Source organism: Kitasatospora sp. NPDC093550, from assembly GCF_044764985.1.
Lineage (GTDB): Bacteria > Actinomycetota > Actinomycetes > Streptomycetales > Streptomycetaceae > Kitasatospora.
In genome coordinates, this window is record NZ_JBIWJF010000001.1 from 496091 (window position 1) to 521422 (window position 25332).

Genomic DNA, 25332 nt, shown 5'->3' on the forward strand with positions numbered 1-25332 from the left:
GCTACCGGACCGCGTGCGCCGCCACGGCCGTGAGGTAGCGCTCGATCGCCAGGTACTGGCAGAGCAGCGCGACCGGACGGCCGAGGCGCGCGTACCAGGCGGACAGCCGGGAGAAGGCGGTGACCTCGAACCACACCTCGCCCTCGGCGTCCATCGACACCAGGAACGCCTCCTCGCCGCACTCCGGGTGCCCGGGGAGCGTGCCGTACGCGAAGCCGATCCGGTCCGGCTCGTCCACCGTCCACACCACCCGGCAGGGGATCACCAGTCGCGGCCGGCGGCGCCCCGGCAGGCTCAGCCGCAGCAGCACGGTGTCCCCGTCCCGGGCCGGGGCGCCGGGGAAGACGGCGAAGCCGGTGCCCGTCTGGCTGCCCCAGCCGAGCACGTACCGCCCGGCCCGCTCCCGCACCTCGGGTCCGCGCCCGAGGTGCACCCGCCGCCGCAGGTGCGCGTACCCACCCGGCAGTCGCCCGCCCCGGGTGGCACCCACTTCGGCGTAGGAGGGCGCGGTGGCGCGGGCGGCGAGCAGGCGCTGGTGGAGATCGGTAGCCATGGCGGTCACGGTAGCTCTCGGGCGGAGGGCGGCCGAGGGCGGGTTTCAGGGTGACGGCTTTCAGATGACAGACGACAGATGACAGATGTCAGGCGACAGATGTCAGACGACAGATTTCAGCGAACGTTTTCTGAAATCTGTTCGCTGTTCGTTGTTCGCCGTCGTCCGTGCGCTGAACCCTGCGGGGCGGCGTCGCCGCGGTGGTCGAGTCCGCCGGGAGCGGTGCCCGGCCCGCCCGGTGTTCCGCCCGGGGCTGGGGTTCGGGGCTGGGGTTCGGGGCGTCTTGCGGCCGGGTGGAGCGGCGGAGTAGGAAGGCAGCATGAGCGACAGCGTGACGAACGAGCCCCCGGTGGTCTGCGAGCTCGCATCCGACGGCGGTGCCGAGGCGGCGCTGCGGCACGACCCGGAGGCGACCGGGCCGCGCGCCGACTGCGTGCTCTGCGGCGAGCCGACCGAGCTGCCCGCGGACCGGTCGGGCAGCACGCTCTGCCCGGTGTGCGCCTGGCAGCAGGCGCAGCGGATCGCCTGCTCGGGCTGACCCGCGGCCCACCAGGGGCCCACAAGCGCGGCCCGCGCCAGTGACCCGCCATAGGTGTACCGGCGCTACGCGTCCTCCCGCCCGGCCAGGGCCAGGGTCGAGCCGCGTCGGCCCTTGCGGACCAGCAGCTGGGCCGGGATGCGACTGCGCAGGTCGGCGACGTGGCTGACGATGCCGACCGCCCGGTCCCGCTCGCGCAGGCCGTCGAGGACGTCCATCACCTCCTCCAGGGACTGCTCGTCGAGGGTGCCGAATCCCTCGTCGATGAACAGGGTGTCCAGCGGCATGCCGCCCGCCTCGTCGGTCACCACGTCGGCCAGGCCCAGCGCGAGGGAGAGCGAGGCGAAGAAGCTCTCGCCGCCGGAGAGCGTGGCGGTGTCCCGCTCGGTGCCCGTCCAGGCGTCCACGACCCGCAGGGCCAGGCCCGAGCGCTTGGTGCCGGCACCCCGGTCGTCGCTGTGCACCAGGGTGTAGCGTCCGCCGGACATCCGGACCAGCCGGTCGCTGGCGGCCGCCGCGACCTGCTCCAGCCGGGCCGCCAGGACGTACGACTCCAGGCGCATCCGCAGCCGGTTCTCGTGGGAGGTGCCGGCCGCCAGCGTGGCGAGCCGGTTGATCCGCCCGTACCGGTCGAGCGTCGGCGCCAGCTCGGCGGCGAGCGTGGTCAGCTGCCGGCCGATCGCGGCCAGCGCCTCGCACCGCTCGCGGGCCGCCGACCGAGCGGCGTGCGCCCGCCCGAGCCGGTCGGTGGCGGCGCGCAGCGCTGCCGCGGCAGCCGGCAGGTCGACCGGCGGCTGGGCGGCGGCCTCGGCCAGCTCCGGCAGCTCCAGCTCCCGCCGGACGGCGGCGGTTTCCGCGCGGTGCCGCTCCAGCCGGGCCTCCAGCCGGTCCCGCTCTGCGCGCGGCAGCAGCACGGCCAGTGCCGCCGCGGCGTCGGGGAAGCCCGCCGCGGCGGCTGCCTCGCCCAGCTCGGCCTCGGCCTCGGCATGCCGGGCCTCCGCCTCGGCGCGGGCCCGGGCCGCGGCGGCCGCGGCGGCGACCCGTTCGGTGAGCCGGGTCAGGGCGGCGGCCCGGTCGGCGACCGAGGCCGCCTCGCCGCGGGCGGCCGCCACCCGGGCCGTCAGCGCCTCCCGTTCGGTGTCGAGTGCCTGCAGTCGGTCGGTGAGGACGGCGGTGCGCTCCTTGGCCTCGCGCAGCTCGTCGGCGCGGCGGGTGCGGTCCTGTGACAGCCGGGCGATCTCCTGCTCGACCCGGCCGAGTGCCTCGGCGGTGTGCCGGGCCACGCGGTGCTCCCGCTCCAGTTCGGCGAGGGCCAGCGCGAGTGCGTCCGCGCCGTCCGGCCCGGCCGCGCCGGCGGCGGCGGCCTCGCGCACCAGCAGGGCGGTGAGTGCCTGGTCGGCCTCCGTCCAGGCCTGCTCGGCGACGGTCTGGGCGCGGCGGGCCCGCTCCTCGTCCTCGGCTCCGACCCGGCCGCCGGGGGCCGGCTCGGCCGGAGCCGGGTGCTCGGGCGAGCCGCAGACCCGGCAGGCCTGGCCGGTCCGCAGCTGTTCGGCCAGCTCGGCGGCCATGCCCGCGAGGCGGCGGTCCCGCAGGTCGAGGCTGTGCTCACGGGCGTCCAGCGCGGCCGCGCGCAGCTCGACGACCCGCGGCTCGGCCGCCGCGATCTCGGCGCGCAGGCCGTCGCGCTCCCGGGCCGCCTCCAGCCGGGCGGTCAACTCCGCGCGTTGCCTGTCCAGTTGCTCGACCCGGGTGGTCGCCGCCCGGGCCTGGGCGTGTCGCTCCTCCAAGCGGCCCAGCTCGCCCTCGAACTCCGCCAGCCAGTCCTCGGCCTCCTCGGCTAGTGCCTCGGCGGCGCTCCGGTCCGCCGTCAAGGAGCGCTGTTCGCGGGCGAGTTCGGCACAGCGCCGCTCCTCCGCCCGGGCCGCCTCCAGCCGGACCACCTCGGCCCGCAGCCGAAGCTCGGCCCCGGCCAGTTCGGCGGCGTCGGCCGCCTCGAGTGGCCCGCCCTCCGCGCCGGGGGCCGCGGCCAGCTCCTCGCGGTGTCCGCGCTCCGCGGCCTGCGCGCGCCGAAGCGCCTCGGCCGCGCTCTCCCGCAGCCGCAGCGCGGCCTCCACGCCGACGGCCTCCTGCGCCGCGGCCAGCCGCTGCCGGTCCCGCGCCGCGTCGGGCTCGAACCCGGCCAGCCGTTCGGCCCTGGCCAGCGCCTCGCGGTGCCGGTGCTGGCGCCCGGCCAGCTCCTCGGCGGCCTCGCGGTGCCGCTGCGCCGTGCGCTGCGCCGCCTCGGCAGCCGTGAGTGCCGAGTCCGCGACCGCGAGCTCCTCGGCCGCGCCGCTGCGCAGCACCGCGGCCCAGCCGAGCACCCCGGAGGTCAGCCCGGCGTCGTGCTCGTCGGCCGGGATCCAGCCCTCGGCGGGCTCGGCACCCGGACCGGCGGCCTGCTCGGCCTTGCTGGCGAGGTCGCGCAGCCGGCGCCGGCCGGCCTGGACGGCGGCCTCCTCGGCGCGCCGTTGTTCGGCCAGCCAGCCCTCGACCAGCTGGTACCGCTCGGTGTCGAACAGCCGCCGCAGCAGCTTGCCGCGCTCCTCCGAGTCGGCCTTGAGGAAGCGGGCGAAGTCGCCCTGCGGCAGCAGCACCACCTGGCAGAACTGCTCCCGGTTCATGCCGATCAGCCGGAGGACCTCCTCGCCGACCTCCTGGTGGGACTTGCTGAGCCCGCGCCAGCCCGGCGCGCCCTCGCCCGTGTCGGCCACCCACTCGCGCAGCAGGGTCTGCGCCCGCTCCACGGTGGTGCCGGCGCCGACCTTCTTCGGGCGGCGCTGCTCCGGCAGGCGCGTGATCTGCAGCCGCCTGCCGCCGAGGGTCAGCTCCAGCTGCACCTCGGTGAGCTGCTTGGGGTCGGCGTGGTCGCTGCGCAGCCGGTTGGCGCGGCGGGCACCCGGCGTCTCGCCGTACAGCGCGAAGCAGACCGCGTCCAGCACGCTGCTCTTGCCGGCGCCCGTCGCGCCGCGCAGCAGGAACAGTCCGCCGGCGGCGAGCGCGTCGAAGTCCACCGTCTCGGAGCCCGCGAACGGGCCGAAGGCGGTGACGGTGAGCCGGTGCAGCCTCATCGCGGCAGGTCCGCCTTCCGGTCGGCGGTCTCCCGGACGCGCTCGAAGCCCTCGCGCAGCCAGCCGAGCTCCTCCGGACCGGGCTCGGCGCCCGGGCGGACGTGCCGCAGGAAGCCCTCGGCGATCTCCAGGTCCCCCCGGCCGCTCACCCGCGCCGCGTACGACGGGGAGGGCTCGGCCTCGCTCTCCTCGGGGTCGAAGAGCAGCTGGAGGGTGTGCGGGAAGCGCCGGCGCAGCTTCTCCATCGGTTCGCCCGGGCGGACCGCGTCGGTGAGCGTGGCCTGCACCCAGGACTGCTCGTGCTCGGTGTACTTCTCGTCGGTGAGCAGGGCCTGGAGGCTGTCGCGCAGCGTGGCGAGGCGCCGCGGCTCGGGGCAGGGCACCCGCTCGGCGGCCACCGAGCCGTCGGCGGCGAGGTCGACCAGCCACATGCTCTTGCGCTGGTGCACCTCGGAGAAGGAGTAGGCGAGGGGGGAGCCGCTGTAGCGCAGGTGGGGGGCGAGCGTCTGACAGCCGTGCAGGTGGCCGAGCGCGACGTAGTGCACCCCGTCGAACACCGCGGCGGGCACCGCGGCGACGCCGCCGACCGCGATGTCCCGCTCGCTGTCGCTCGGCGCGCCGCCGGTGACGAAGGCGTGCGCCAGGACCACCGCCCGCGTCCCGGCCGGGCGCGCCGCCAGGTCGGCCCGCACCGCGTCCATCGCCGCCCCGAGCACCGCCGCGTGCCCGCCCTTCGCCAGCCCGAACCGCTCGCGCACCAGCGTCGGCTCCAAGTAGGGCAGCCCGTACACCGCCACCGGCCCGTGCTCGTCCGCCAGCAGGACGGGCTCGGCACAGCCGCCGGGATCCGTCCGCAGGTGGATCCCGGCCCGCCCGATCAGTCCCGCCCCGACCCCCAGCCGGCGGGCCGAGTCGTGGTTGCCGCTGATGAACACCGTCGGCACTCCGAGGTCGGCCAGCCGGTGCAGCACGTCGTCGAACAGCGCGACCGCCTCCAGGCCGGGCAGCGCGCGGTCGTACACGTCCCCCGCGACCAGCACGGCGTCCACGCCCTCGGTCCGGACCACCTCCACCAGGTGGTCCAGGAAGGCGCGCTGGGCGTCGTGCAGGCTCTCCCGGTGGAACGAGCGCCCGAGATGCCAGTCGGAGGTATGCAGCAGTCGCATGGTCCCCGACCCTAACGTCCGCCACCGACAATCCGGCCCGGATCAGTGGAGGCGTGCGTCTCACGGGTCCCGCGGGGTGGGCGCGCCCGGATCATCGACGAATCGACCGGAATGCCCGCCCGCCCGGCCGCTGTTCGATTACCGGGCGTGGATTGTCAGTGGCTCTGTGTATGTTCCTCGGCGTCGGCGGCTCCGTCGTTCGGGGCGGCCGGCGCGGTCCGGTGCCGGGTGCCCAGAGCAGGGCGTCGAGGACCGGGTGTCGAGTGTCGGTCGAGTGAGGAACGGGAGGGGCCATGGCTGCGGTGCGCGAGTCGGTCCGTGGGTCGGTGCGGGCGCAGGTGCGCGAGTTGGTGCGCGAGGCGGCCGGTGCCGCGGGCGCGCGGACGTCCCGGGGGTGCCGGCGGGTGCTGGTGCTGACGGGGCGGAAGCGGGGGAGCGGTGCGGGCGGGGCTCCGGGCGGCGGGCCCGGTGGGGCGCCGCCGCCCGGGGGAGGGCGACCGCCCGGTGGCCGTGCGGGAGGGGGCGGAGCGCGGGCGCGGCGCGGCGGGCGGGCCCGGGGCGCGCCGCCGCAGCCGGTCGCGGTGGCACTGGCCGTCCGAGCGGGGGACTTCGCCGGCCTCGCGCGGTACGGGCTGTTCGGCGGGCTCGGCCACCAGGACTACCTGCGCCGGGCGGAGGAGCAGTTGACGGCCCTGTACCGGCAGGGCCTGGAGGTGCACCTGCGGGTCCTGGAGGCGGAGGACTACGAGGACTACTGCGAGGCGCTCGGCCTCGACCCCCGGGCGCCGGCGGCCCGGGTCGCCTACGCGGGCGATCCCGAGCTGGCCGGGGAGCCGTTCGTCTACGCGGGGGAGCGGCTGGCCGAGCTGCTGCCGGTGCTGATGGACGACCACCGGGCGCGGGTGCGGATGTCCGTGGCCTGCGCGGCCCTGCTGGACGCCGTCGGCGACGATCCGGCCGGGCAGCGCCGGATGGCGGCGGTGATGCGGTACGTGACGTCGGTGTACCTGGCGCTGGCCGAGGGCGCGGGGGAGGGCTGCCACCTGCTGACGCTGCGCTGCCACGGCCCGGAGGACGGCGAGGAGCTCACCTCGGCGGTGGACGTCTGCGTGGAGCAGGGGCGACTCCTCCCCGCCGGGCGGGACACCGAGGCGTTCTGCGTCACGCTGGCCGCCGGCGTGGCCTCCGGCGGCGAGGGGGCGCTGCTGCTGCACGGCGATCCGTCGACGGGCGGGCGCTCCGAGCCGGAGCCCGGAGGCCCGGGGGATCCCCCGACCGGCGACGCCCGAGCCCGGCCGCCGGTGCGGGGCTGGGCGCTGGCCGACGGGCGGCTGCGGCCGATGACGGCCCACGAGGTGTTCGACGAGCTCGCCGACGACGCCGCGCGCGGGCTGCCGTTCCCGCCCGGCGTGGATCCGCGGCCGGGGTTCCCGCTGCCCGGCTTCCCGGGGTCCGGGGAAAGGGGTGGGCCGCTGGGGTGATCAGGGCGTTCGCCGTCTCCGCATCCACCATGCGGCGCTGGGGACTGTTCATCGACCGCCTGTTCGGGGAAGATTCGGAGAAGATCAACAGCAGGAGCGTGCGGTACCCCACGCCGCCGCTCCGGCCGCTCCGCTCCGTACCGCGCCCTGCAGGTCCCTCCGCGCACCGCCGGTCCGGCGAGCCCGACAGCGAGAGGGGGACGCATGAGCGAGCGGCGCGAGCTCGGCGCCGGGAGGTGCGCGCCGACGGACGCCTGGGCCCCGGCCGAGCGCGGCGAGGCGAGAGCATGAGCCCGATCGAGTACAGCGCGGAGATCGCCGAGCTGCTGGGCAAGGTGCGGCGGCGTCCGACGGCGGGCTGGCCGTGGCGGCCGGGCGAGCAGGTGCCGGACGGGCTGCCGGTCAAGCAGTCCTGGGGCTGGCTGTTCGCCCCCGACGGGCGGGTGCTGACCCTGGTGAACCCCAGGGACGGGATCTGCTCGCTGCCCGGCGGCTCGCTGGAGCCGGAGGACGCCGGTGACCCGGCGGCCGCCCTGGCCCGCGAGGCCGCCGAGGAGGCGCAGGCGGTGATCGGCCGTCCGTACTACCTCGGCTACCTCTACGACCGGGTCGGGTCGGCGAACGGCGGGCACGAGTGCGCGCGGGTCCGGATGGCGGCGTCGCTGCGGGCGGTCGGCCCGAGCGTGGCCGACCCGGCCTCGGGCCGGCACTACCGGCGGCTGCTGGTCGCGCCCGGGCTCGCCGTCGAGCTGCTGGGCTGGGGCGCACCCGGGCTGCGCCAGGCCCGGGCGGCGGTCGCCACCGCCGTCCGCTGGCTCGGCGTGCCCGCCGCCGCCAACGAGACGATCGAGGAACTGCCGGTCGAGGGTTGCACGGTCTCCCCGGGCGCCGTGTACCCGGGCGCGTGAGGGGCTGCTCGGCGCGGAACCGACCCGCCGGAACCGACCCGAGCCGACCCGGCGCGGCCCGGAACCGACCCGACCCTGGCACGGGGCTGGCCGGACGTGGGGCTGACGCGGCGTAGGGCCGTCCCCGCCGTAAGGCCATCCAGCTCAACGGCTGACCCGCCGTTCGGCTGATCCGCTGTAGGGCCCCTCCCGCCGTAGGGCCGTCCCGGCGCGTCCGGGTCCGCTACGGCTTCCGGACGCCCGGAGCGGTCCCCTGGCGCCCGCCGTCGCGCTCTCGTCCGGAGGTCGACCGGCGTCGAAACCGACTCAACGATGGTCGGACAGCGACCCCAGGTTTACTCAGCAGTTAATCTCCGAAATCTGCCGGTCTACGCGCAGAGCGCTACGCGCGTCAAAACGCACCCGCGTTGACCTGTGCGAACTCACGTTCTGTCAGGGGCAGTTCACCTCACAGCTATCAGACGGTCCGTCAATATCCTTGGCATGAGCGCTTCCGGGGCGGCCCCCCGCCTGGTATCACTTCTGTGACCCACGCCACGCACCCCACGCCCCCACCCCCCACCCTGGAGGTGTCATGCTCCGCCCTGCCCGTGCCCTGTCCATCGCCGCTATTGCGGCAGGCCTCACCATGACGACGCTCTTCGCCGCCTCTTCAGCCAACGCGGCCGGCGTCAACTACGTGGCCCTCGGCGACTCGTACTCCTCCGGTGTCGGCGCCGGCAGCTACCTGAGCGACAGCGGCAGCTGCAAGCGCAGCACCAACGCGTACGCGTACCTCTGGAAGAACGCGCACTCGCCGTCCTCCTTCAAGTTCGTCGCCTGTTCGGGCGCGCGGACCGGGGACATCCTGAACAGCCAGATCTCGGCCCTGGACTCCTCCACCACGCTGGTCAGCATCTCGGTGGGCGGCAACGACGCCGGCTTCGCCGACACCATGCAGACCTGCGTCCTGGGCTCCGACAGCTCCTGCCTCGACGCCGTCAACACGGCGAAGAACTACGCGCTCAACACCCTGCCCGGACAGCTGGACCAGGTGTACGCCGCCATCAAGTCCAAGTCGCCGAACGCCCACGTCGTGGTCATGGGCTACCCGCACATCTACAAGGTCAACGGGAGCTGCATCTTCGGCATCAGCGACACCAAGCGTGCGGCGATCAACGGTGCCGCCGACACCCTGGACGGCGTCCTCGCCAAGCGCGCCGCCAACGCCGGCTTCGCGTTCGGTGACGTCCGCAACATCTTCACCGGCCACGAGATCTGCGGCAACCTCACCACCTGGCTGAACAGCACCACCCTGCCGATCGACGAGAGCTACCACCCGAAGGCCTCCGGCCAGGCCGGTGGCTACCTCCCGGTCTTCTCGGCGTCCTGACGGGTTCGTCGGACGCCGTTCGGACGCCGCCGGACGGCAGTGCCGCCGTCCCCTCCGAGTCACCGGGAGGGGACGGCGGCAACGCCGTTTCGGCTACGAGATCCCGGCCGGCCGGGTCGGGGCCTGGGCGGATCGGTCCGGAATCGGCCGGGCCGGGATCGATCGGTCCGGGATCGGAGGGAAGGGGATGCCGGCGAGGACCGGCAACAACTCCGCCTCCTCGTGGTCGAGGTGGGCCTCCAACTCAGCCGACATCCGGTCCAGTTCGGTGCGGACCCGCTCCGGTTCGGTGATCTCGATCCCGGCCAGCAGCGCCACCAGCTCCTCCTTGATCCGCCGGATCGCCCGGTGCTGCTCGTCCAGCCGCGCGAGCACCCCGGCCAGCTCCGGGTGGCTGCGCGCGAGGGCCGGGAAGACGGCGCCGTCCTCGCCGGTGTGATGGTGCGTCAGCCCGTCGCAGAACGCCAGGCAGTGCTGCCGGAGCTGTAGCCCGAGCCCGGCCGGTCGGCCGGGGGAGTGGGTGTGCGCCTCGTCCCGGACCTGGCGCAGTTGCACCCGCAACCAGGTGTGGGCCTCCAGCAGCTTGTCCGCGAGCGTGCGCACCACCGGTGCGTCGCCGCCGACGGCGTCGGCGTCGGCGGCGGACCCCGGGCGCGACGGCTCCCGCTCCAGGACGACGACCGGCAACTCGCGCTCGGTCAGAGCCTGGTAGTCGCCGTACCCCGGTGCCTTCCGGACGACGGCGGCGAACAGCTCCTCCCGGCGGGCGCCCTCGGCGGGTACCGCGATCGCGTCGAAGGCGTCGGCGCCGAGCTCGACCCGGACCACCGGGTGGGCCAGCAGGTTGTGGTACCACTGCGGGTGCTCCGGCGCCCCGGCGGCCGAGGCCACGACCAGCAGCAGACCGTCCGCCCGCACGTACCCGAGCGGCACGGTGTGCGGCCGGCCGGACCGGGCTCCGGTGGTGGTGAGCAAGAGGAGGTCGCCGCCCTCGAACGGGCCGCCGACCCGTCCGCCGTTGGCGCGGAACTCCTCGATGACATTCAGGTTGAAAGACATGGGCATGCGTGTGTGGTGAAGTCTCCAGGGATGCGGGGGAGTCGCGGCCACACGCGGTGACAGTCGGGGACGGCGCAGCGCGCACACGAACACCTGCACGGACACCGTGGTGACCGCCGGGCGTCAGATCAGGGCAGCGGAGAGAGTGCTCATCGCGCGTCGTCCCTTCGGCAAGGTGCTCGCTCGGCTGCCGGCCGGCCCACTGCTCTGTGGCCGACGCCGCGCTGCACGCCCCCATTAGAGCCACTGCGCGGGCGCACTGTCAACGAGTGGATCATGCCGGGCACCGGGCACCGGGCACCGGGCACCGGGCATCAGGCATCCGGCATCCGGCAGCAGGCGCCGACCGCCGAGCGGGCGGAGCGGCGTGCGAGACGGTGACGCGCCGCCGCTCCCCTCGGGCGGCGGCGCGTCGGGTCTGTGGGTCGGTCGGTGCGGACAGTCGGTCGGTGCAAGCCCGTCGGTCAGCGCAGGTAGTCGGTGAGACCGGCGGGCTTGAGTCCGGCGGCTTCGGTGGCGGCCAGGGCGCGCTGCAGGTCGGTGGCCAGCGTGTCGGACCAGTGCATGAGGACGACGTCGCCCGGCTGCAGCGGGCCCGGGTGCCAGATGTTGGCGGCGCCCCAGCTGAAGTCGGCGTCCGCGGTGAGCACGGTGCGCATGCCGCAGTTGGCGGCGGCCTGGAGGGTGTCGGCGTTCCAGGCGAAGAACGGCGGGCGGAAGACCACCGGCGCGGTGCCGAAGAGGCGGGTCATGGCGTCGCGGGCGTCGCAGATCTCGACCTGCTGTTGCTCCACCGGGAGCTTGCTGAGGTCGGAGTGCGAGACGCTGTGGTCCTGGATCGAGGAGCCCGGTACGGCGGTGACCCGCCGGAAGAAGGCCGGGTCGGTACCGGCCGGCATCGGCAGCGGGAAGGTGGCGATCGGCAGGCGGTGGTCGGCGATGAACTGTTCCGCCTCGGGGGTGCGCTGCCACCCGTCGTCCACGGTGAAGAAGACGACCTTGTCGGCGGTCGGGACGGAGCCCGCCGCCACGGCCGGGGCGGGCGCGGGGCCGTCGACCCGGACGTCGTCCACCGAGAACGGCCCTTGCTGGTACCAGCCGTGGACGTACAGCCGGACGCTGCGCGCGTTCGGCCCGGTGGTGAACCGGGTGGTCAGCCGCTGCCAGCCCCCGCCGGTGCTCTCGGTCCAGGCGGGCGCGACGTCCCTGCCGGTGCCGGTGGCGCCGAGGTGGACGAAGTCGCCGCGTACCCAGGCGGAGGCGGTGTAGACGGTGTTCGGCTGGACGGAGACGGTCTGCGCGCATTCACCGGTGGAGTCGGCGTTCGCCGGGGTGACGGTCAGCGCGGAAGTGCCGGAGTGGGTGACGGCGGCGGTGACGGCGGCCTCGGCCGGTCCGCCGGTGCAGTTCCAGCCGGGGATGCTGCCCCAGTCGGCGAGGTTGGGGGCGGGCACCTCGAAGCCGGGGTTGGTCGCCAGGTTGACGGTCGCGGCCGAGGGCCCGGCCGAGGGCGCGGGCGGGGGCCCGGCCCAGGTGGAGGACGACAGCGGAGCGGCGGAGGCGCCCGGCGCGGCGAAGGCGGTGAGCAGCGCGACGGAGGCGGCCAGCGTGGACAGGCGCGTGGACATCGACACGTGAGGACTCCAGCGTGTGGGGGAGGCGCCCGTGGGGAGGGCGTGAGCGGAAGGAAGGGGCTCCCGGAGGGGCGGGAGCGGAGGGGTGGTGGCACGCCGCACTCGGACCGAAGAGCAACAATGGACTGGACCAATCGGCCCGTCAAGGGAGCGGCAGGTGAACCGGATCGCCTTCGCCCCTGCCCCGCAAGGGACAAGACGGACCGTCAGAGTCACGACCGGACATACCGCTCGCGACCGGCAGCTCGCGACTTGCTCCTCGCGACTTGCTCCTCGCGACTTGTCCCGCACGACTGGCCGATCAGGGCTGGTCGATCAGGACTGGTAGAGCTCCTCGATGTCCTCCGCGTAGTACTCCGCGATCGCCGCCCGCCGCAGCTTGAGCGAGGGCGTCAGCAGTCCCTGCTCCTGGCTGAACTCCCGTGGCAGCAGCCGGAAAGCGCGGATCGACTCGGCGCGTGACACCGCCGTGTTCGCCGCCGCGACCGCGCGCTGGATCTCGCTGTGCAGGTCCTCGTCGGCGAGCACCGCCCAGGTGTCCAGCTGCTCCCGGCCGCTCGTCTTCAGCCAGTGCGCCAACGCCGCCGGGTCGAGCGTGATCAGTGCGGCCACGTACGGGCGGTCGTCGCCCACCACCAGGCACTGGGAGACCAGCGGGTGGGCCTCGACCCGCTCTTCCAGTGCCCCCGGGGCGAGGTTCTTCCCGCTGCTGGTGACGATCAGGTCCTTCTTGCGGCCGGTGATGGTGAGGTAGCCGTCCTCGTCCAGCCGCCCCAGGTCCCCGGTGGCGAACCAGCCGTCGACCAGCGCGTCGGCGGTGCACTGCGGGTGGTTGAGGTAGCCGCCGAAGACCGAGGCGCCGCGCACCCACACCTCCTCGTCGTCGGCGATCGCCACCGAGGCACCCGGCACCGGCCGCCCGACGGTGCCGAGCTTCTGCCGTCCGGCCGGGTTGGCGGTGATCGCGGCGGAGGTCTCGGTGAGCCCGTACCCCTCGTACAGCTGCAGGCCGGCGCCGGTGAAGAACAGGCCCAGCTCGCGCCGGAGCGAGGAGCCGCCGCACATCACACTGCGCACCCGCCCGCCGAGCACCGCGCGCAGTCTCGGGTAGACGGTCCGCTCGTACGCGAGGTGGCGCAGCCGCAGTCCGGCGCCCGGCCCGGGGCCGCGCCCGAAGGCCTTCTGCTCCCGGGCGTCGGCCCAGTCCACGGCCACCTGACGGGCCTGCTCGAAGAGTTCGCCGCGTCCGGCGTCCTCGGCGGCGCGCCTGGCCTGCTGGTAGATCTTCTCGAAGACGTACGGGACGGCGTGCAGGAAGGTCGGCCGGAAGGACTTCAGCGCGGGCAGCAGGGCGTCGGTGGAGACCTCGGGGACGTGGCCGATCCGGAAGCCGGCGCGGATCGCCGCGACCTGCACGGCCCGCCCGTAGACGTGGGCGAGCGGCAGGAACAGCAGGGTCCCGGGCTGGCCGCCACCGGTGTCGCGCAGGACGTCCCCCCAGCCGGCGAGCAGGGCGTCGGCCTCGGCGGCCAGGTTGCCGTGGGTGAGCAGGCAGCCCTTCGGGCGGCCGGTGGTGCCCGAGGTGTAGACGACGGTGGCGATGTTCTGGGCGCCGACGCCGAGCCGCTGGCGGTGCACCAGGGAGTCGGGCACGCCGCGGCCGTCCTCGGTGATCGCGGCGACGCAGTCGCGGTCCAGCTGCCAGATGCCGGTGAGGTCGGGCAGCGCGTCGCAGACCGCGCCGACGGTCATCGCGGCGTCCTCGTCCTCGACCAGGCAGGCGACGGCCTGGGTCTCGGCGAGGATCCAGCGCACCTGCTCGGGCGCGGCGGTGGGGTAGACCGGGACGGTGATCGCGCCGATCGACCAGAGGGCGTAGTCGAAGAGCGTCCACTCGTAGCGGGTGCGGCACATCAGGGCGACCCGGTCGCCGTAGCGCACACCGTGGGTGAGCAGGCCCTTGGCCAGGGCGAGCACCTGGTCGCGGAACGCCCGGGCGGTGACGTCCTGCCACTGCCCGTCCCCCGCCCGGTCGTCCCCGGCCCGGCCGGTGCCGGTGCGCCCGTCCCCGGTGCGCCCGTCCCCGGCCCGCCGGGACAGCTGGATCAGGTCGGGGGTGCGCTCCGCGGTGTCGTACAGCGAGTCGGCGAGTCCTCCGGTCGCCTCGGGCGCGGCCGGGGCGGGGGAGCTGAACTCGCGCACGGTCCTCCCCAGTTCGGCGCCGGTTGTCCGGGTGGAGCGAAACTATCGGATCGGTCAGTCACTGCCCAGGGTTGTGACGGTGACCCGACGAGATCGGCACGGGTCCGCCCGTGTGGTGCCGTGGTCGTGGAGGATCGGGTGAGAACGAGGGGGAGGAGTGAGGGCGGAGTGTCGGTCGGGCATTCCGGGCATCGGGGGGCGATTCCTCCGTGAAGCGAAGGTGTGGGGGAGCGGTTTCTGACGTGTGCGGGGCAAGGTGGACAAGTGGATTGGTTCGACCCTCGAACGAGTGGTCAGGGCGTAGTAGAGTCGCGCAGACCTGCGCCGGGAGGCCCCTCCAACCCCCTCACCATCCCCCGTCGCACCCGTCGCACTCGTCGCTTCCAAGGCCCCCTCCCTCCCTGTCCGCGCCTGGCACTTCCCGACCGAGGACTCCATGCGTCTGCGCAGCAGCTCGATCCGCGCGAAGATCATCGCGCTGCTCCTGGTGCCCATCGTGGCGCTCGCCGCCCTGTGGGTGTACGCGACCATCGCCACCACCGGGGATGTCTGGAGTCAGCTGAGGATCAGTCGTACGTACAAGGAGTTCTCCGGTCCGGTCGACCAGTACGCCGGCGACCTGCAGAACGAGCGCCGCGCCGCCGTCCAGCGCCTGGCCGACCCGCGTTCCCCCGTCGCCCGGGACGCCTACGAGCACGCCAAGGCGGCCACCGACCGCAGCCTCACCGTCCTGCGGCAGCTGAAGGACGGCAGCGGCGGCAAGCTCTCCACCGCCCAGCGCGGACGCTTCGTGCAGATCATCGCCGCCGCCGACCAGATGGGTCCGCTGCGCTCCCAGGTCGGCCGCCTGGCGCTCAACTGGGAGTTCGCGCTGGACCAGTACAGCGACCTGGTCAAGCCGGTGTTCGGTTTCCGGTCCGCGTACGTCGCCCGGCAGAGCGGTCAACTCCCTCGCCAGGGAACCATCCTGATCGAGCTGTCGCGCGCCCGTGAGTACCTGGCGCAGGAGGACGCGGCGATGGAGGGGCTGCGCACCAGCGCCGGCAAGCCCACCGCCGAGCAGTACCAGGTCGCGCTGGACGCCCTGCACAACCAGCAGGCGCTGTTCACCGTCTACGTCGCCGAACTCGAACCCGCCGACCAGTCCGACTACGCCGCCCTGCGCGGCGGCGAGGCCTGGAACGCGCTGGCCCGCGCCGAGGCGGACTTCGTCGGCGCCGGCGGCCCCGACCGGGTGGTCCAGGCGCTCAACAGCGACTCCTGGCGGGTGACCGCGGACCGGGCGCTCGGGGACCTCGCCTCGATCAACAGCCGGATCGCCGCCGGGCTGGACGACCGCGCCCACTCCGCGGCGATCGGGATGCTCTGGCGCGGCGGCATCGCCGGTGCGGTCGGCCTGGTCGCGGTCGTGCTGACGATCATGATCTCGTTCCGGATCGGGCGCGGCCTGGCCCGCGAGCTGATCGGCCTGCGCAACGCGGCCAACGAGCTGGCCGGCACCCGGCTGCCCTCCGTCATGCTGCGGCTGCGCCGCGGCGAACCGGTGGACGTGGCCACCGAGGCGCCCGAACTGCACTTCGGGGCCGCCGAGATCGGCCAGGTCGGCCAGGCCTTCAACGCGGTGCAACGGGCCGCCGTCGAGGCGGCCGTCGAACAGGCCGAACTGCGCCGCGGAGTCTCCGCCGTGTTCGTCAACCTGGCCCGGCGCAGCCAGGTGCTGCTGCACCGCCAGCTCACCCTGCTCGACACCATGGAGCGCCGCACCGAGGACCCGGCGGAGTTGGAGGACCTCTTCAAGGTCGACCACCTCACCACCCGCATGCGGCGGCACGCCGAGGGCCTGATCATCCTGGCCGGGGGCTCGCCCGGGCGCGCCTGGCGCAAGCCGGTCCGGATGGTGGACGTGGTCCGGGCGGCCGTCGGTGAGGTCGAGGACTACGCCAGGGTGACCGTCCGGCCGTTCCCCGGTACCGGCCTGCTCGGCAGCGCCGTCGCTGACGTCACCCACCTGGTCGCCGAACTCGTCGAGAACGCCGCGGTGTTCTCCCCGCCGAGCACCCAGGTCACCGTCCAGGGCGAGGTGGTGGCACACGGCTTCGCGCTGGAGATCGACGACCGCGGGCTCGGGCTGAGCGAGCAGCTGCTCGCCGAGATCAACGAACGCCTCGCGGTGGAGCAGGAGTTCGACCTCGCGGACACCGACCGGCTGGGCCTGTTCGTGGTCAGCCGGCTGGCCCGGCGGCACGGCATCCGGGTGCACCTGCGGCCGTCCCCGTACGGCGGGACGACGGCGGTGGTGCTGATCCCGCGCGAGCTGCTCGCCGAGGCGCCGGACGGACGGCCGGAACCGGCCGCGGCCGGGCGGCGGGCCGGGAACGGCGGCCGGCGCGGGCAGCGGGACCTGGTCGCGGTGCCGGGCTCGGGAGGGTCGGCCGGCGTGCGGTCCGGTGGGTCCTCGGGTGGGTCCTCGGGTTCGCCGTCTGGCTCCGCGGCGGGCTCTTCCCCGCGCTCCTCCTCGGGTGGCGGTACCGGCGGTACCGGCGGTACGGGCGGCCGGCACCGGGTGACCGGCGGGCCGCGACCCTCCGCGCCGGAGGCCGGACGGACGGCGGGCGGTCTTCCGCGCCGGGCGTCGCGGACCAAGGGCGGGCCGGTCCTGGTGCCCGCGCCCGGGGCGGATGTCGAGGACGCGCCGGCGACCGGGCGGCACCGGCGGGAGGACGCGGTGGTGGCCGCCGCGGCCGAGGCCGTCGCGGCTGCCGAAGCCGCCGAAGCCTCCGCGGTCGCCGAAGCCGCCGAAGCCGTCGAGGCCTCCGCGGTCGCTGTCGTGGCGCCTGCCGCGGCTGAGGCTCCGCCGGTGGACGCCGGGTTGCGGACGGCCGGTGGTCTGCCGCGGCGGGTCCGGCAGGCGAGCCTGGCGCCGCAGCTGAGGGAGCAGTTCGCCGAACAGGTGAAGGAACGATTCCGCGCAGCCGACGGCCGGGCCGGTCGGTCCGGCGCGGACGCGCCGGAGGACGCCGGCGCCGCTCGGGAGGCGCGGGAGGCCCGGGAGCGCTCGCCCGAGGAGGCCCGGGCGACCTTCGCCTCCTTCCAGCGCGGCTTCACCCGTGGCCGAGGCGCCACCGCGCCGGCGGACCGTACCGGCTCCGCCTCGGGCCGCGAGGGCGCGCCGAGGGCGGGCGCATCGCGCGACCGGCTCGCCGCCGTACCGGCCTGGCAGCCGCCGGATCCGTCCCGCCGGGCGATCAGCCCGGCACCCGCGCCGGCGGCGCTGCCCGCGCCCTCGGACAGCGGACGGGCGCCGCTCGTCCGGCGGCAGCCGCCCGGGCAGCCGGTGCGCCTCGGCCAGGTCCCCGGTTCGCCGGTCCCCCCGTCGCCGCCCGTACGGCCCGCACCGCCCGCGAGACCGGAGACACCCGCACGACCCGAAGCACCCGTACGACCCGCATCGCCAGTACCACCTGCCTCACCTGCCTCACCTGCACCACCCGCTCCAGCGGAAGGAACTGATTCATGACCACTTCGACGCAGCCGTCCGGGGACCTCAACTGGCTCCTGGACGACCTCGTGGGGCGCGTCGCGGCCCTGCGGCACGCGGTGATCCTCTCCAGCGACGGCCTGGCCACCGGCGCCTCCCGCGACCTCGACCGCGAGGACGCCGAGCACCTGGCCGCCGTCGCGGCCGGGTTCCACAGCCTGGCCAAGGGCGCCGGCGGGCACTTCAAGGTCGGCGGCGTCCGGCAGACCATGGTCGAGCTGGACGAGGCGTTCCTGTTCATCACCGCGGCCGGTGACGGCAGCTGCCTGGCCGTGCTGAGCGACGCCGAGGCCGACATCGGCCAGATCGCCTACGAGATGGCCCTGCTGGTCAAGCGGGTCGGCGAGCACATGGCCGCCGAACCGCGCACCGAGACCGCCCCGCCGGGGAGATGAGCGGGCCGATGTCGGATCCGAAGGCGGACCTGCCGGACCTGCCGGACGGCCCCGAGGTGCCCCTGGGCACGGACGGGCCGTCCGCCCCGGAGGCGTCCGGTGCGGGGACGTCGGCCGCGGGGACGTCGGCTGAGGGAACGTCCGGTGGCGAGGCGTCCGGTGCGGAGACGTCTCGGGATGCGGACACCGGGGTGGACCAGGAGCGGGTGGACCGGGAGGGGACGGACCGGGAGCAGGTGGACCCGGGCGGATCCGAGGTCGACCTCTTCCAGCCGCGCACCCCGGTCGACGACCGCTGGTTCGACGACGAGGCCGGTCCGGTCGTGCGGCTCTACTCGATGACCCGCGGCCGCACCCGGCCGGTCGAGGAGGGGCTGTTCGACCTGATCTCGCTGATCACCGCCGCCGAGCCCGGGCCGGACGCGGGGGCCGTGCCCGCGCACGTCCTCGACCCGGAGCACCAGACACTGCTGGCCCTGTGCCGCCACGAGCCGCTCTCCGTCGCCGAACTCGGCTCCTTCACCGACCTGCCGGTCAGCGTGGTGCGCGTGCTGCTCGGCGACCTCTACGACGCCGACCTGATCAGCGTCACCCGACCCGTTCCGCTCGCCGAGCTGCCGGACGAGCGCCTGCTGCGAGACGTGATCAATGGACTCCGTGCGCTCTGACCACCACCCCCGCCCGGGCGGCGGCGACCCGAACGACCCGCGGTGGCGCGGCGGCCCGGGCGTCGCCGTGAAGATCCTGGTCGCGGGCGGCTTCGGCGCGGGCAAGACCACCCTGGTCGGCTCCGTCAGCCAGATCCGGCCGCTGCGCACCGAGGAGGAGCTCAGCGAGCTGGGCCGCCCGGTGGACGACACCTCGGGCGTGGAGGCCAAGCGCACCACCACGGTGGCGATGGACTTCGGCCGGATCGACCTGCGGCCCGGGCTCGCGCTCTACCTGTTCGGCACTCCCGGGCAGGACCGGTTCTGGTTCGTCTGGGACGAGTTGGCGCGCGGCGCGCTCGGCGCCCTGGTGATCGCGGACACCCGGCGGCTGGCCGACTGCTTCCCGTCGGTCGACTTCTTCGAGCAGCGCGGCATCCCGTTCGTGGTCGCCGTGAACTGCTTCGAGGGCACCGAGCGCTTCTCGCCCGGCGAGGTGCGGGACGCGCTCGACCTGGACCCGGACATCCCCGTGCTGCTCTGCGACGCGCGGCTGCGGGAGGACGGGAAGGAACTTCTCGTCGCGCTGGTCGAGCACGCCGCGGCCCGCCGCCACCGCGCTCCCGTCCGGGCCTGACCCCGCTCCTGACCTGGGCTGTCGTGCTGGGATCCGTGCGGTGATCCGTTCGGTGATCGGTGCTGTGATCCGTGCTGTGATCCGTGCCCCGTCCGGGGCCTGAGGGGGCCTCGGACGGCGGCGCGGCGACCTCCCGTGCCGACCGACGTCTCATTCGGTTGTCCGCATCCCGGACGGTCGGTGTCCGGAAGGTTGCCTGGAACCGCCCGGCCGTGGAAGGCTCTGTCGACGAAGGCCGCCCGGCCATGCCGTCGGGAGCCCCGGAGATGCCCGTTCCGCACGGGCGCCGACCGGCGGACGGCCTTCGTAGATCCGGCGAGGACCCGTCGGCGCGCACCGGAAGCGGTGCGCCGCCACGCGCAGAACGAGGGGAGGGGCAGCAGGATGACCGTCGGCCGCCGACACATCGTCACCACCGTGCCCGGACCCCTCATGCCCGGCTCCGCCCGCTCGGGCGCCGCCGCCCCGGTGCTCACCGTCCGCCGCTACATCGACCACGCGCTCATCTGCAGCGCGTGTTGTCGCTGACCGGCCTCGTCCCGTCCCGGTACGTCCCCGGCGCTTCCGGCCCACCGGCCACCACCGCCCGACGCACCGCCGATCCCGTCGACCAGGCCGTAGCGGACCGCCGTCCGGCGTGCCCGCGGCCGACCAAACCGGACCGCCCAGCGGAGAGACCACAGTGAACATCGTCTGCCCCAGACCAGCCCCCGCCGCCGTCGGCCGTGCCCGAACGAGCGGTGCGGGTCCCGCGACGTGCGCGGGCGGTGGCCGGACCGGACGGTGGAACGGGCGCGCGGGCCGCGCTGCGGACAGCCGGCGGGGTCGCCCCGACCTCCAGCCGTTCTGGCCGTCCCGGCAGCCGCACCTGTTCGATCAGACGTGTCCGGGCTCGCCCAGCGCGTCCCGGCTCTCCGCCCGCTGACCCGGTTCGATCCGGTCCAGCCACGGCAGTACGCCCGGTCGACGCGCAGACGACTCCACCCCGTCCGTCACGCGCGAAATGAGCGGCACACCATGTCTTCCTCCTCCACGGCCACCCTGCCCCTGCCCACCGCGACCCCGCACCTGCGCGCGGTCCGCTCGGTTCCGTCCGTCCCTCCCACCGCCCCCGTTCCTCCCCTGCCCACCGTGCCGTCCGGAGCCTCCGCCGCGCCGGTCGGGCCCGGTTCGGCCGGGGTCGGTCCGGTCGGGCTCGCGGGACCGTCCCTGAGGCCGCCCCGCCCGGTCGGCCTCCCGACGACCGGTGCGGCGCAGCCCGGCGCGGTCGTCCCGCCGGCGCCCCAGGCGCTGCTCGCCGCGCTGCCGGAGGGGGCGACCGTGGTCGCCACCCTGCCGCAAGGCCTGCTGCCGCAGGGTCTGCTCGCCCAGTACGGCACGCAGTTCGGCGGTGCGAACGGGAACCCGATGGTCGGGTACCTGGTGCTGGTGCCGGCCGAGAGCCCGGTGGCGGGCGGCCCGGGCCTGCCCGCGGCGCCCGCTCCGACGGGTGTCCCGACGGGTGTCCGCCCGACGCGTTCGGGCGGTCGCGGCATCACCGTCGACACCGAGCGGCGCAACGCCTATGTCGACGGGCGGCTGCTGGACCTCACCTACCTGGAGTTCGAGCTGCTGGCCCACCTCACCGAGCACCCGCAGCGGGTGCACACCCGGGACCACCTGGTGTCCGCGGTGTGGGGCTACGGCCACGTCGGGGACGGCCGGACCGTCGACGTGCACGTCGCCCGCCTGCGCCGCAAGCTCGGACCGGCCTACCGCGACACGATCGTGACGGTCCGCCGGGTCGGCTACAAGTACACCCCGGCCGCCGTCTGACCGCCGACGGCGAACGGTCGACGGGGAACAGGTGACAGCGGACAGATGACAGCGAACAGATAACAGATGACAGCGGACAGATTTTGAAATCTGTCCGCTGTCATCTGTCAGGAGTGCGGCGTCCCAGCGTCCCAGCGCCCCGGCGCCCCAGTGCCTCAGCGGCTCAGCAGGTCGATCTCCGCCAGCTCCTCCGCCGTCAGCGGCCCCCCGGCCAACGCCTCCAGGTTCTGGTCCAGTTGGGCCACGCTGCTCGCGCCGATGATCACCGACACGACCCGCGGGTCCCGCAGCACCCAGCACAGCGCCAGCTGCGCCAGCGTCTGCCCGCGCCGCTCGGCGATCTTGTTCAGCGCTCGCAGCCGCTCCAGCTTCGGCCCGGTCAGCGCCTCCTCGGTCAGGAACTTCCCGACCGACATCCGCGAGCCCGCCGGCACCTCCCCGGTGAGGTAACGGTCCGTCAACAAGCCCTGGGCCAGAGGAGAGTAGGCGATCAGGCTGGTCTGGGTGTCGCCCACCGCGTCCAGTACGCCGGCCTCCTCCACGTACCGGTTGAGGATCGAGTACGCCGACTGGTTCATCAGCACCGGCGTGCCCAGCTCCCGCAGGATCGCCACTGCCTCCCGGTGCTGCTCCGCCGGGTAGTTGGAGATCGCGGCGTACAGCGCCTTGCCCGAGCGCACCGCCCTGTCCAGGGCCCCCATCGTCTCCTCGATCGGGGTGTCCGGGTCGTAGCGGTGCGAGTAGAAGACGTCGACGTAGTCGAGCCCCATCCGGTCCAGCGACTGGTCGAGGCTGGCCAGCAGGTACTTGCGGCTGCCGCCGTTGCCGTACGGGCCGGGCCACATGTCCCAGCCGGCCTTGCTCGCGATGAACAGCTCGTCCCGGTACGGCCGGAAGTCCTGGGCGAAGAGGTAGCCGAAGTTGCGCTCGGCGCTGCCGTACGGCGGGCCGTAGTTGTTGGCCAGGTCGAAGTGGGTGACGCCCCGGTCGAAGGCCCGGCGCAGCACCGCGCGCTGCACCTCCAGCGGCTGGGCGTCACCGAAGTTGTGCCAGAGGCCGAGCGAGACGGCGGGCAGCTGGACGCCGCTGCGGCCGGCCTTCCGGTAGGTCATGGAGGCATAGCGGTCATCCGCGGCGAGGTAGCTCATGCCGGACATCTTGCCAGCCGGGCCCGGTCGATCAAGCCCCCGGACGGTCCGACTCCGGTCGTCCGGGTCCCGGCTGACCGTCCGTCGCGAGCCGCCGGCCACCCTGCGTGACGTGACGCGCGCCACCGGCCGTGCCGGAATGCCGTTGGGCGGTACGGGGGATGACGAACCGTCGAGGGGCCGTGGCCGCCGGGGGGCGGCGCACGGCCCTCGGTCGTCCATCGCTGTCGACCCGGATCCGGGCTACCTCTAGCCTTCTGTACCTACTGGTATGTACAGTGATCCGCATGAGCACTCAGGACCGCCTCATCGAGAGCACCCAGGCCCTCCTCTGGGAGCGCGGCTACGTCGGCACCAGCCCCAAGGCCATCCAGCAGCGCTCCGGAGTCGGCCAGGGCAGCATGTACCACCACTTCACCGGCAAGCCCGACCTCGCCGCCGCCGCCCTGCGCCGCAGCGCCGAGCAGATGCGCGGCATCGCCGAGGCCGACCTCGCCGCCCCCGGCACCGCGTACGACCGCATCGCCGCCTACCTGCGCCGCGACCGCGACGTCCTGCGCGGCTGCCGGATCGGACGGATGGCGCAGGACCCGGACGTGGTCGCCGACCCGCAGCTGCGCGCCCCCGTCGAGGAGACCTTCGACTGGCTGCGCGGCCGGATCGCCGAGCTGGTCGCCGAAGGTCAGGCGGCCGGTGAGTTCACCCCCGGTCTCGACCCGGCCGACACCGCGGCGGCTGTGGTCGCCGTGGTCCAGGGCGGCTACGTCCTGGCCCGCGCCGCGGACAGCGCGGAGCCCTTCGACCGGGCCGTCCGCGGCGCCCTCGGCCTCCTCGCGGCCCACCGCCCGGCGGCCTGACGGACACCTGACGGCCACGCGTTCAGCCCGCTTGGACCGACCCCGAGGAGGACCGCCGTGCACGTCATGCAGTACGAGATCACCCTGCCCGCCGACTACGACATGGGCATCATCCGCAAGCGCGTCGCCGACAAGGGCCACCTGCTCGACGCCCAGCCGGGCCTCGGCCTCAAGGCGTACCTGGTCCGCGAGCGCGGCCTGCAGGGGTCGCCGGTCAACCAGTACGCGCCGTTCTACCTGTGGCGCACCGCCGAGGGCATGAACGGCTTCCTCTGGGGCCCGGGCTTCCGTGGCCTGAGCGCCGACTTCGGCCGCCCGCCGGTCCGCCACTGGCTCGGGGCGGGCCTGGTCCACGGCAGCGCGCCGGACTCGGCGGAGACCCCTCCGGCCACCCCGGCCACCGCGGCCACCCCGGCCACCGCGGCCACCCCGGCCACCATGACCACCCCGACCACCGTGCCCACTCCGACCACCGCGACCCGCGACACCGTACGGCTGCCGGAGAGCGCGGACCCGGCCGAGGCCGTCTCCCGCGCCCTCGCCGAACTGGCGGAACTCGCCGGACCGGCCGAATCCGCGCCACTGCCCGGCCGCCCGGCCCTGCACACCGCCGCCGTCGCCGTGGACCCGAGCCGCTGGGAACTGCTCCGCGTCGTCCTCTGGCACGGCGAGGCCCCGGAGGACGCACCCGGTGTCCGCTACCGGGTGCTGCACCTCTCCCGCCCCGAACTGGACCGGCTCCCGGCCGGCCGCCACTGGTGAAAGGACCCCTGACCTCGTGACCTCCGCCCCCATGGCCCCCACGCCCGCGGCTGCCGCACCCACGACCACGCCCGCATCCGCACCCGCGGCCGCCGGTCTGCTGCCCGCCGACCTCGCCCCCGCCCCGCTCGACCGCGAAGCCGGCTACGCCCTGCTCGCGGACCTCGCCGGCCCGGTCGCCGTCAGCACCCTCGGCGGTCTGGAGGCCCTCGCCCCCGGCTTCCCCGACTGGATCGTCACCAGCCTGTTCGGCGGCACCTACCAGCGCCCCGGCCTCGCCCTGCGCGACCGCCAGATCGCCAACCTGGCCGCCCTCACCGCCCTCGGCGGCGTGGAGCCCCAGCTGGCCGACCACGTCCGCAACAGCCTGCGGATCGGCCTGACGAAGGAGGAGATCACCGAGGTCATGGTGCACCTCGCTCCGTACGTCGGCGTTCCCAAGGCCCTGGCCGGCCTGCGCGTCGCCGCCGCCACCTTCGCCGAAGCCGCGCCCGCCACCCCCGAGGACGACCGATGACCCCCACGACTCCCACGAACCCCACGGACCCGACGGCTCCCACGGACCTCACGGACCCGACGACTCCCGCCGCTCGCGCCGCCCGCGTCCGCACCGTCCTCGGCGACCTCGACCCCGCCGAGCTCGGCGTCACCGACTCCCACGACCACCTCTTCATCCGCAGCCCGCTGCTCCCCGGCCAGGAGCTGGACGACCCGGCCGCCGCCGAGGAGGTCCTGCACGCCTTCGCGGCCGCCGGCGGACGTTCCTTCGTCCAGTGGACCCCGCACGGCATGGGCCGGGGCGAGGAATCCCTCGCCGCCCTGTCCCGCGCGACCGGCGTCCACGTCGTCGCCGCCACCGGAACGCACCAGGAGGTCCACTACGCACCCGACCCGGTCCCGTACGCCGACCTCGCCGAACGCTTCGTCGCGGACCTCACCACCGGCCTGCCCGGCGCACCCGAGGGCGTCCGCGCCGGACTGATCAAGGTCGCGGACGACGCCGGACGCACCACCACGCACACCCGCCGGACGATGGCCGCGGCCGCCGAGGCGCACCACGCCACCGGCGCGCCGATCGCCGTCCACCTCGAACCCGACGGCGATCCGCACGAGGTGCTGTTCCGGCTCGCCGGCCGGCACGGGGTCCGGCCCGACCGGATCGTCCTCGGGCACCTCACCCGGTTCCCCGACCGCGCCGTGTACCGCAGCCTCGCCGCCGAAGGCGTCCACCTCGCACTGGACAGCCCCTCCCGGGCCGGGCACCCGGCCGACCTCCAGGCCTTCGACGTCATCGCCGACCTGGTCGAGGCGGGCCACGCCGGTCGGCTGCTGCTGGGCGCCGACACCACCACCCGAACCGCCCGGCAGGCCGGCGGCCCGACCCGGCTGCTCACCGACCTCGCCCCGCGACTCGCCCGCACCTTCGGTCCCGAGCTGCCCGAGCTGCTCCTCACCGCCAACCCGGCCGCCGCCTTCGCCGCCGACTGGCGCACGCCGTGACCCGGTGACGCGC

The 25332-nt window shown here is 74.8% G+C and carries 20 protein-coding genes; 13 read left to right on the forward strand and 7 right to left on the reverse strand.

From position 1 onward, the window contains the following. Position 1: 1 nt before the first annotated feature. Positions 2 to 553 (reverse strand): DUF1990 family protein, encoded by a 552-nt coding sequence (locus ACIRD3_RS02100; protein WP_402210139.1) that lies wholly within the window; start codon positions 551 to 553, stop codon positions 2 to 4. A 319-nt stretch (positions 554 to 872) separates the two neighbouring features. On the opposite strand from ACIRD3_RS02100, the gene ACIRD3_RS02105 reads away from it, so the two are divergent. Next, the gene (locus ACIRD3_RS02105; RefSeq protein WP_402210142.1) at positions 873 to 1091 is read left to right on the forward strand and encodes a hypothetical protein; all 219 of its coding nucleotides are present in this window, start codon (positions 873 to 875) and stop codon (positions 1089 to 1091) included. A 65-nt stretch (positions 1092 to 1156) separates the two neighbouring features. On the opposite strand, the gene ACIRD3_RS02110 is transcribed toward ACIRD3_RS02105, so the two are convergent. Further along, the gene (locus tag ACIRD3_RS02110; protein WP_402210144.1) at positions 1157 to 4198 is read right to left on the reverse strand and encodes an AAA family ATPase; all 3042 of its coding nucleotides are present in this window, start codon (positions 4196 to 4198) and stop codon (positions 1157 to 1159) included. Further along, positions 4195 to 5364, reverse strand: a complete 1170-nt coding sequence (locus ACIRD3_RS02115; RefSeq protein WP_402210147.1) for an exonuclease SbcCD subunit D — start codon at positions 5362 to 5364, stop codon at positions 4195 to 4197. The genes ACIRD3_RS02110 and ACIRD3_RS02115 overlap by 4 nt, the downstream gene beginning before the upstream one ends. A gap of 581 nt (positions 5365 to 5945) precedes the next feature. On the opposite strand from ACIRD3_RS02115, the gene ACIRD3_RS02120 reads away from it, so the two are divergent. From ACIRD3_RS02120 to ACIRD3_RS02130, 3 genes are all read left to right on the forward strand, one after another. Beyond that, entirely contained in the window at positions 5946 to 6845 is a 900-nt protein-coding gene (locus tag ACIRD3_RS02120) for a hypothetical protein (RefSeq protein WP_402210150.1), read from the forward strand. 287 nt (positions 6846 to 7132) lie between these two features. Beyond that, positions 7133 to 7753, forward strand: a complete 621-nt coding sequence (locus ACIRD3_RS02125) for a hypothetical protein (RefSeq protein WP_402210153.1) — start codon at positions 7133 to 7135, stop codon at positions 7751 to 7753. A gap of 628 nt (positions 7754 to 8381) precedes the next feature. After that, positions 8382 to 9125 (forward strand): SGNH/GDSL hydrolase family protein, encoded by a 744-nt coding sequence (locus ACIRD3_RS02130; RefSeq protein ID WP_402210155.1) that lies wholly within the window; start codon positions 8382 to 8384, stop codon positions 9123 to 9125. Between the two features lie 93 nt (positions 9126 to 9218). On the opposite strand, the gene ACIRD3_RS02135 is transcribed toward ACIRD3_RS02130, so the two are convergent. The 3 genes from ACIRD3_RS02135 to ACIRD3_RS02145 all read right to left on the reverse strand — a co-directional run bounded on the left by ACIRD3_RS02135 (position 9219) and on the right by ACIRD3_RS02145 (position 14020). Then, positions 9219 to 10190: a nitroreductase/quinone reductase family protein gene (locus ACIRD3_RS02135; RefSeq protein ID WP_402210158.1), complete on the reverse strand. Its 972-nt coding sequence runs from the start codon at positions 10188 to 10190 to the stop codon at positions 9219 to 9221. Between the two features lie 458 nt (positions 10191 to 10648). Then, the gene (locus tag ACIRD3_RS02140) at positions 10649 to 11812 is read right to left on the reverse strand and encodes a polysaccharide deacetylase family protein (protein WP_402210778.1); all 1164 of its coding nucleotides are present in this window, start codon (positions 11810 to 11812) and stop codon (positions 10649 to 10651) included. Positions 11813 to 12133: 321 nt separating this feature from the next. Next, on the reverse strand, positions 12134 to 14020 hold the full coding sequence (locus ACIRD3_RS02145) for an AMP-dependent synthetase/ligase (RefSeq protein WP_402210161.1): 1887 nt from the start codon (positions 14018 to 14020) through the stop codon (positions 12134 to 12136). Between the two features lie 436 nt (positions 14021 to 14456). Between ACIRD3_RS02145 and ACIRD3_RS02150 the strand changes: the two genes are divergently transcribed. The 5 genes from ACIRD3_RS02150 (at position 14457) to ACIRD3_RS02170 (ending at position 21052) form a co-directional block, all read left to right on the forward strand. Beyond that, positions 14457 to 17537, forward strand: a complete 3081-nt coding sequence (locus tag ACIRD3_RS02150) for a nitrate- and nitrite sensing domain-containing protein (protein ID WP_402210164.1) — start codon at positions 14457 to 14459, stop codon at positions 17535 to 17537. Beyond that, on the forward strand, positions 17534 to 17953 hold the full coding sequence (locus ACIRD3_RS02155) for a roadblock/LC7 domain-containing protein (protein WP_360490059.1): 420 nt from the start codon (positions 17534 to 17536) through the stop codon (positions 17951 to 17953). The genes ACIRD3_RS02150 and ACIRD3_RS02155 overlap by 4 nt, the downstream gene beginning before the upstream one ends. A gap of 8 nt (positions 17954 to 17961) precedes the next feature. Continuing rightward, positions 17962 to 18621 (forward strand): DUF742 domain-containing protein, encoded by a 660-nt coding sequence (locus ACIRD3_RS02160; RefSeq protein WP_402210167.1) that lies wholly within the window; start codon positions 17962 to 17964, stop codon positions 18619 to 18621. Between the two features lie 67 nt (positions 18622 to 18688). Further along, on the forward strand, positions 18689 to 19237 hold the full coding sequence (locus ACIRD3_RS02165; RefSeq protein WP_402210781.1) for a GTP-binding protein: 549 nt from the start codon (positions 18689 to 18691) through the stop codon (positions 19235 to 19237). Between the two features lie 1017 nt (positions 19238 to 20254). Continuing rightward, positions 20255 to 21052: a winged helix-turn-helix domain-containing protein gene (locus tag ACIRD3_RS02170; protein WP_402210170.1), complete on the forward strand. Its 798-nt coding sequence runs from the start codon at positions 20255 to 20257 to the stop codon at positions 21050 to 21052. A 155-nt stretch (positions 21053 to 21207) separates the two neighbouring features. On the opposite strand, the gene ACIRD3_RS02175 is transcribed toward ACIRD3_RS02170, so the two are convergent. After that, positions 21208 to 22200, reverse strand: coding sequence for an aldo/keto reductase (locus ACIRD3_RS02175; protein ID WP_402210172.1), 993 nt, complete (start codon positions 22198 to 22200; stop codon positions 21208 to 21210). Positions 22201 to 22487: 287 nt separating this feature from the next. Between ACIRD3_RS02175 and ACIRD3_RS02180 the strand changes: the two genes are divergently transcribed. From ACIRD3_RS02180 to ACIRD3_RS02195, 4 genes are read left to right on the forward strand one after another with little or no spacing between them, the layout of a single operon-like run. Then, entirely contained in the window at positions 22488 to 23057 is a 570-nt protein-coding gene (locus tag ACIRD3_RS02180; protein ID WP_402210175.1) for a TetR/AcrR family transcriptional regulator, read from the forward strand. A gap of 57 nt (positions 23058 to 23114) precedes the next feature. After that, complete coding sequence (locus ACIRD3_RS02185; protein WP_402210178.1) at positions 23115 to 23819, forward strand: DUF4865 family protein; 705 nt, start codon at positions 23115 to 23117, stop codon at positions 23817 to 23819. Between the two features lie 16 nt (positions 23820 to 23835). Then, positions 23836 to 24336: a carboxymuconolactone decarboxylase family protein gene (locus ACIRD3_RS02190; RefSeq protein ID WP_402210180.1), complete on the forward strand. Its 501-nt coding sequence runs from the start codon at positions 23836 to 23838 to the stop codon at positions 24334 to 24336. After that, a complete protein-coding gene (locus ACIRD3_RS02195) occupies positions 24333 to 25319 on the forward strand; it encodes a phosphotriesterase (protein WP_402210183.1) in 987 nt (328 codons plus the stop codon). The genes ACIRD3_RS02190 and ACIRD3_RS02195 overlap by 4 nt, the downstream gene beginning before the upstream one ends. Positions 25320 to 25332: the final 13 nt, after the last annotated feature.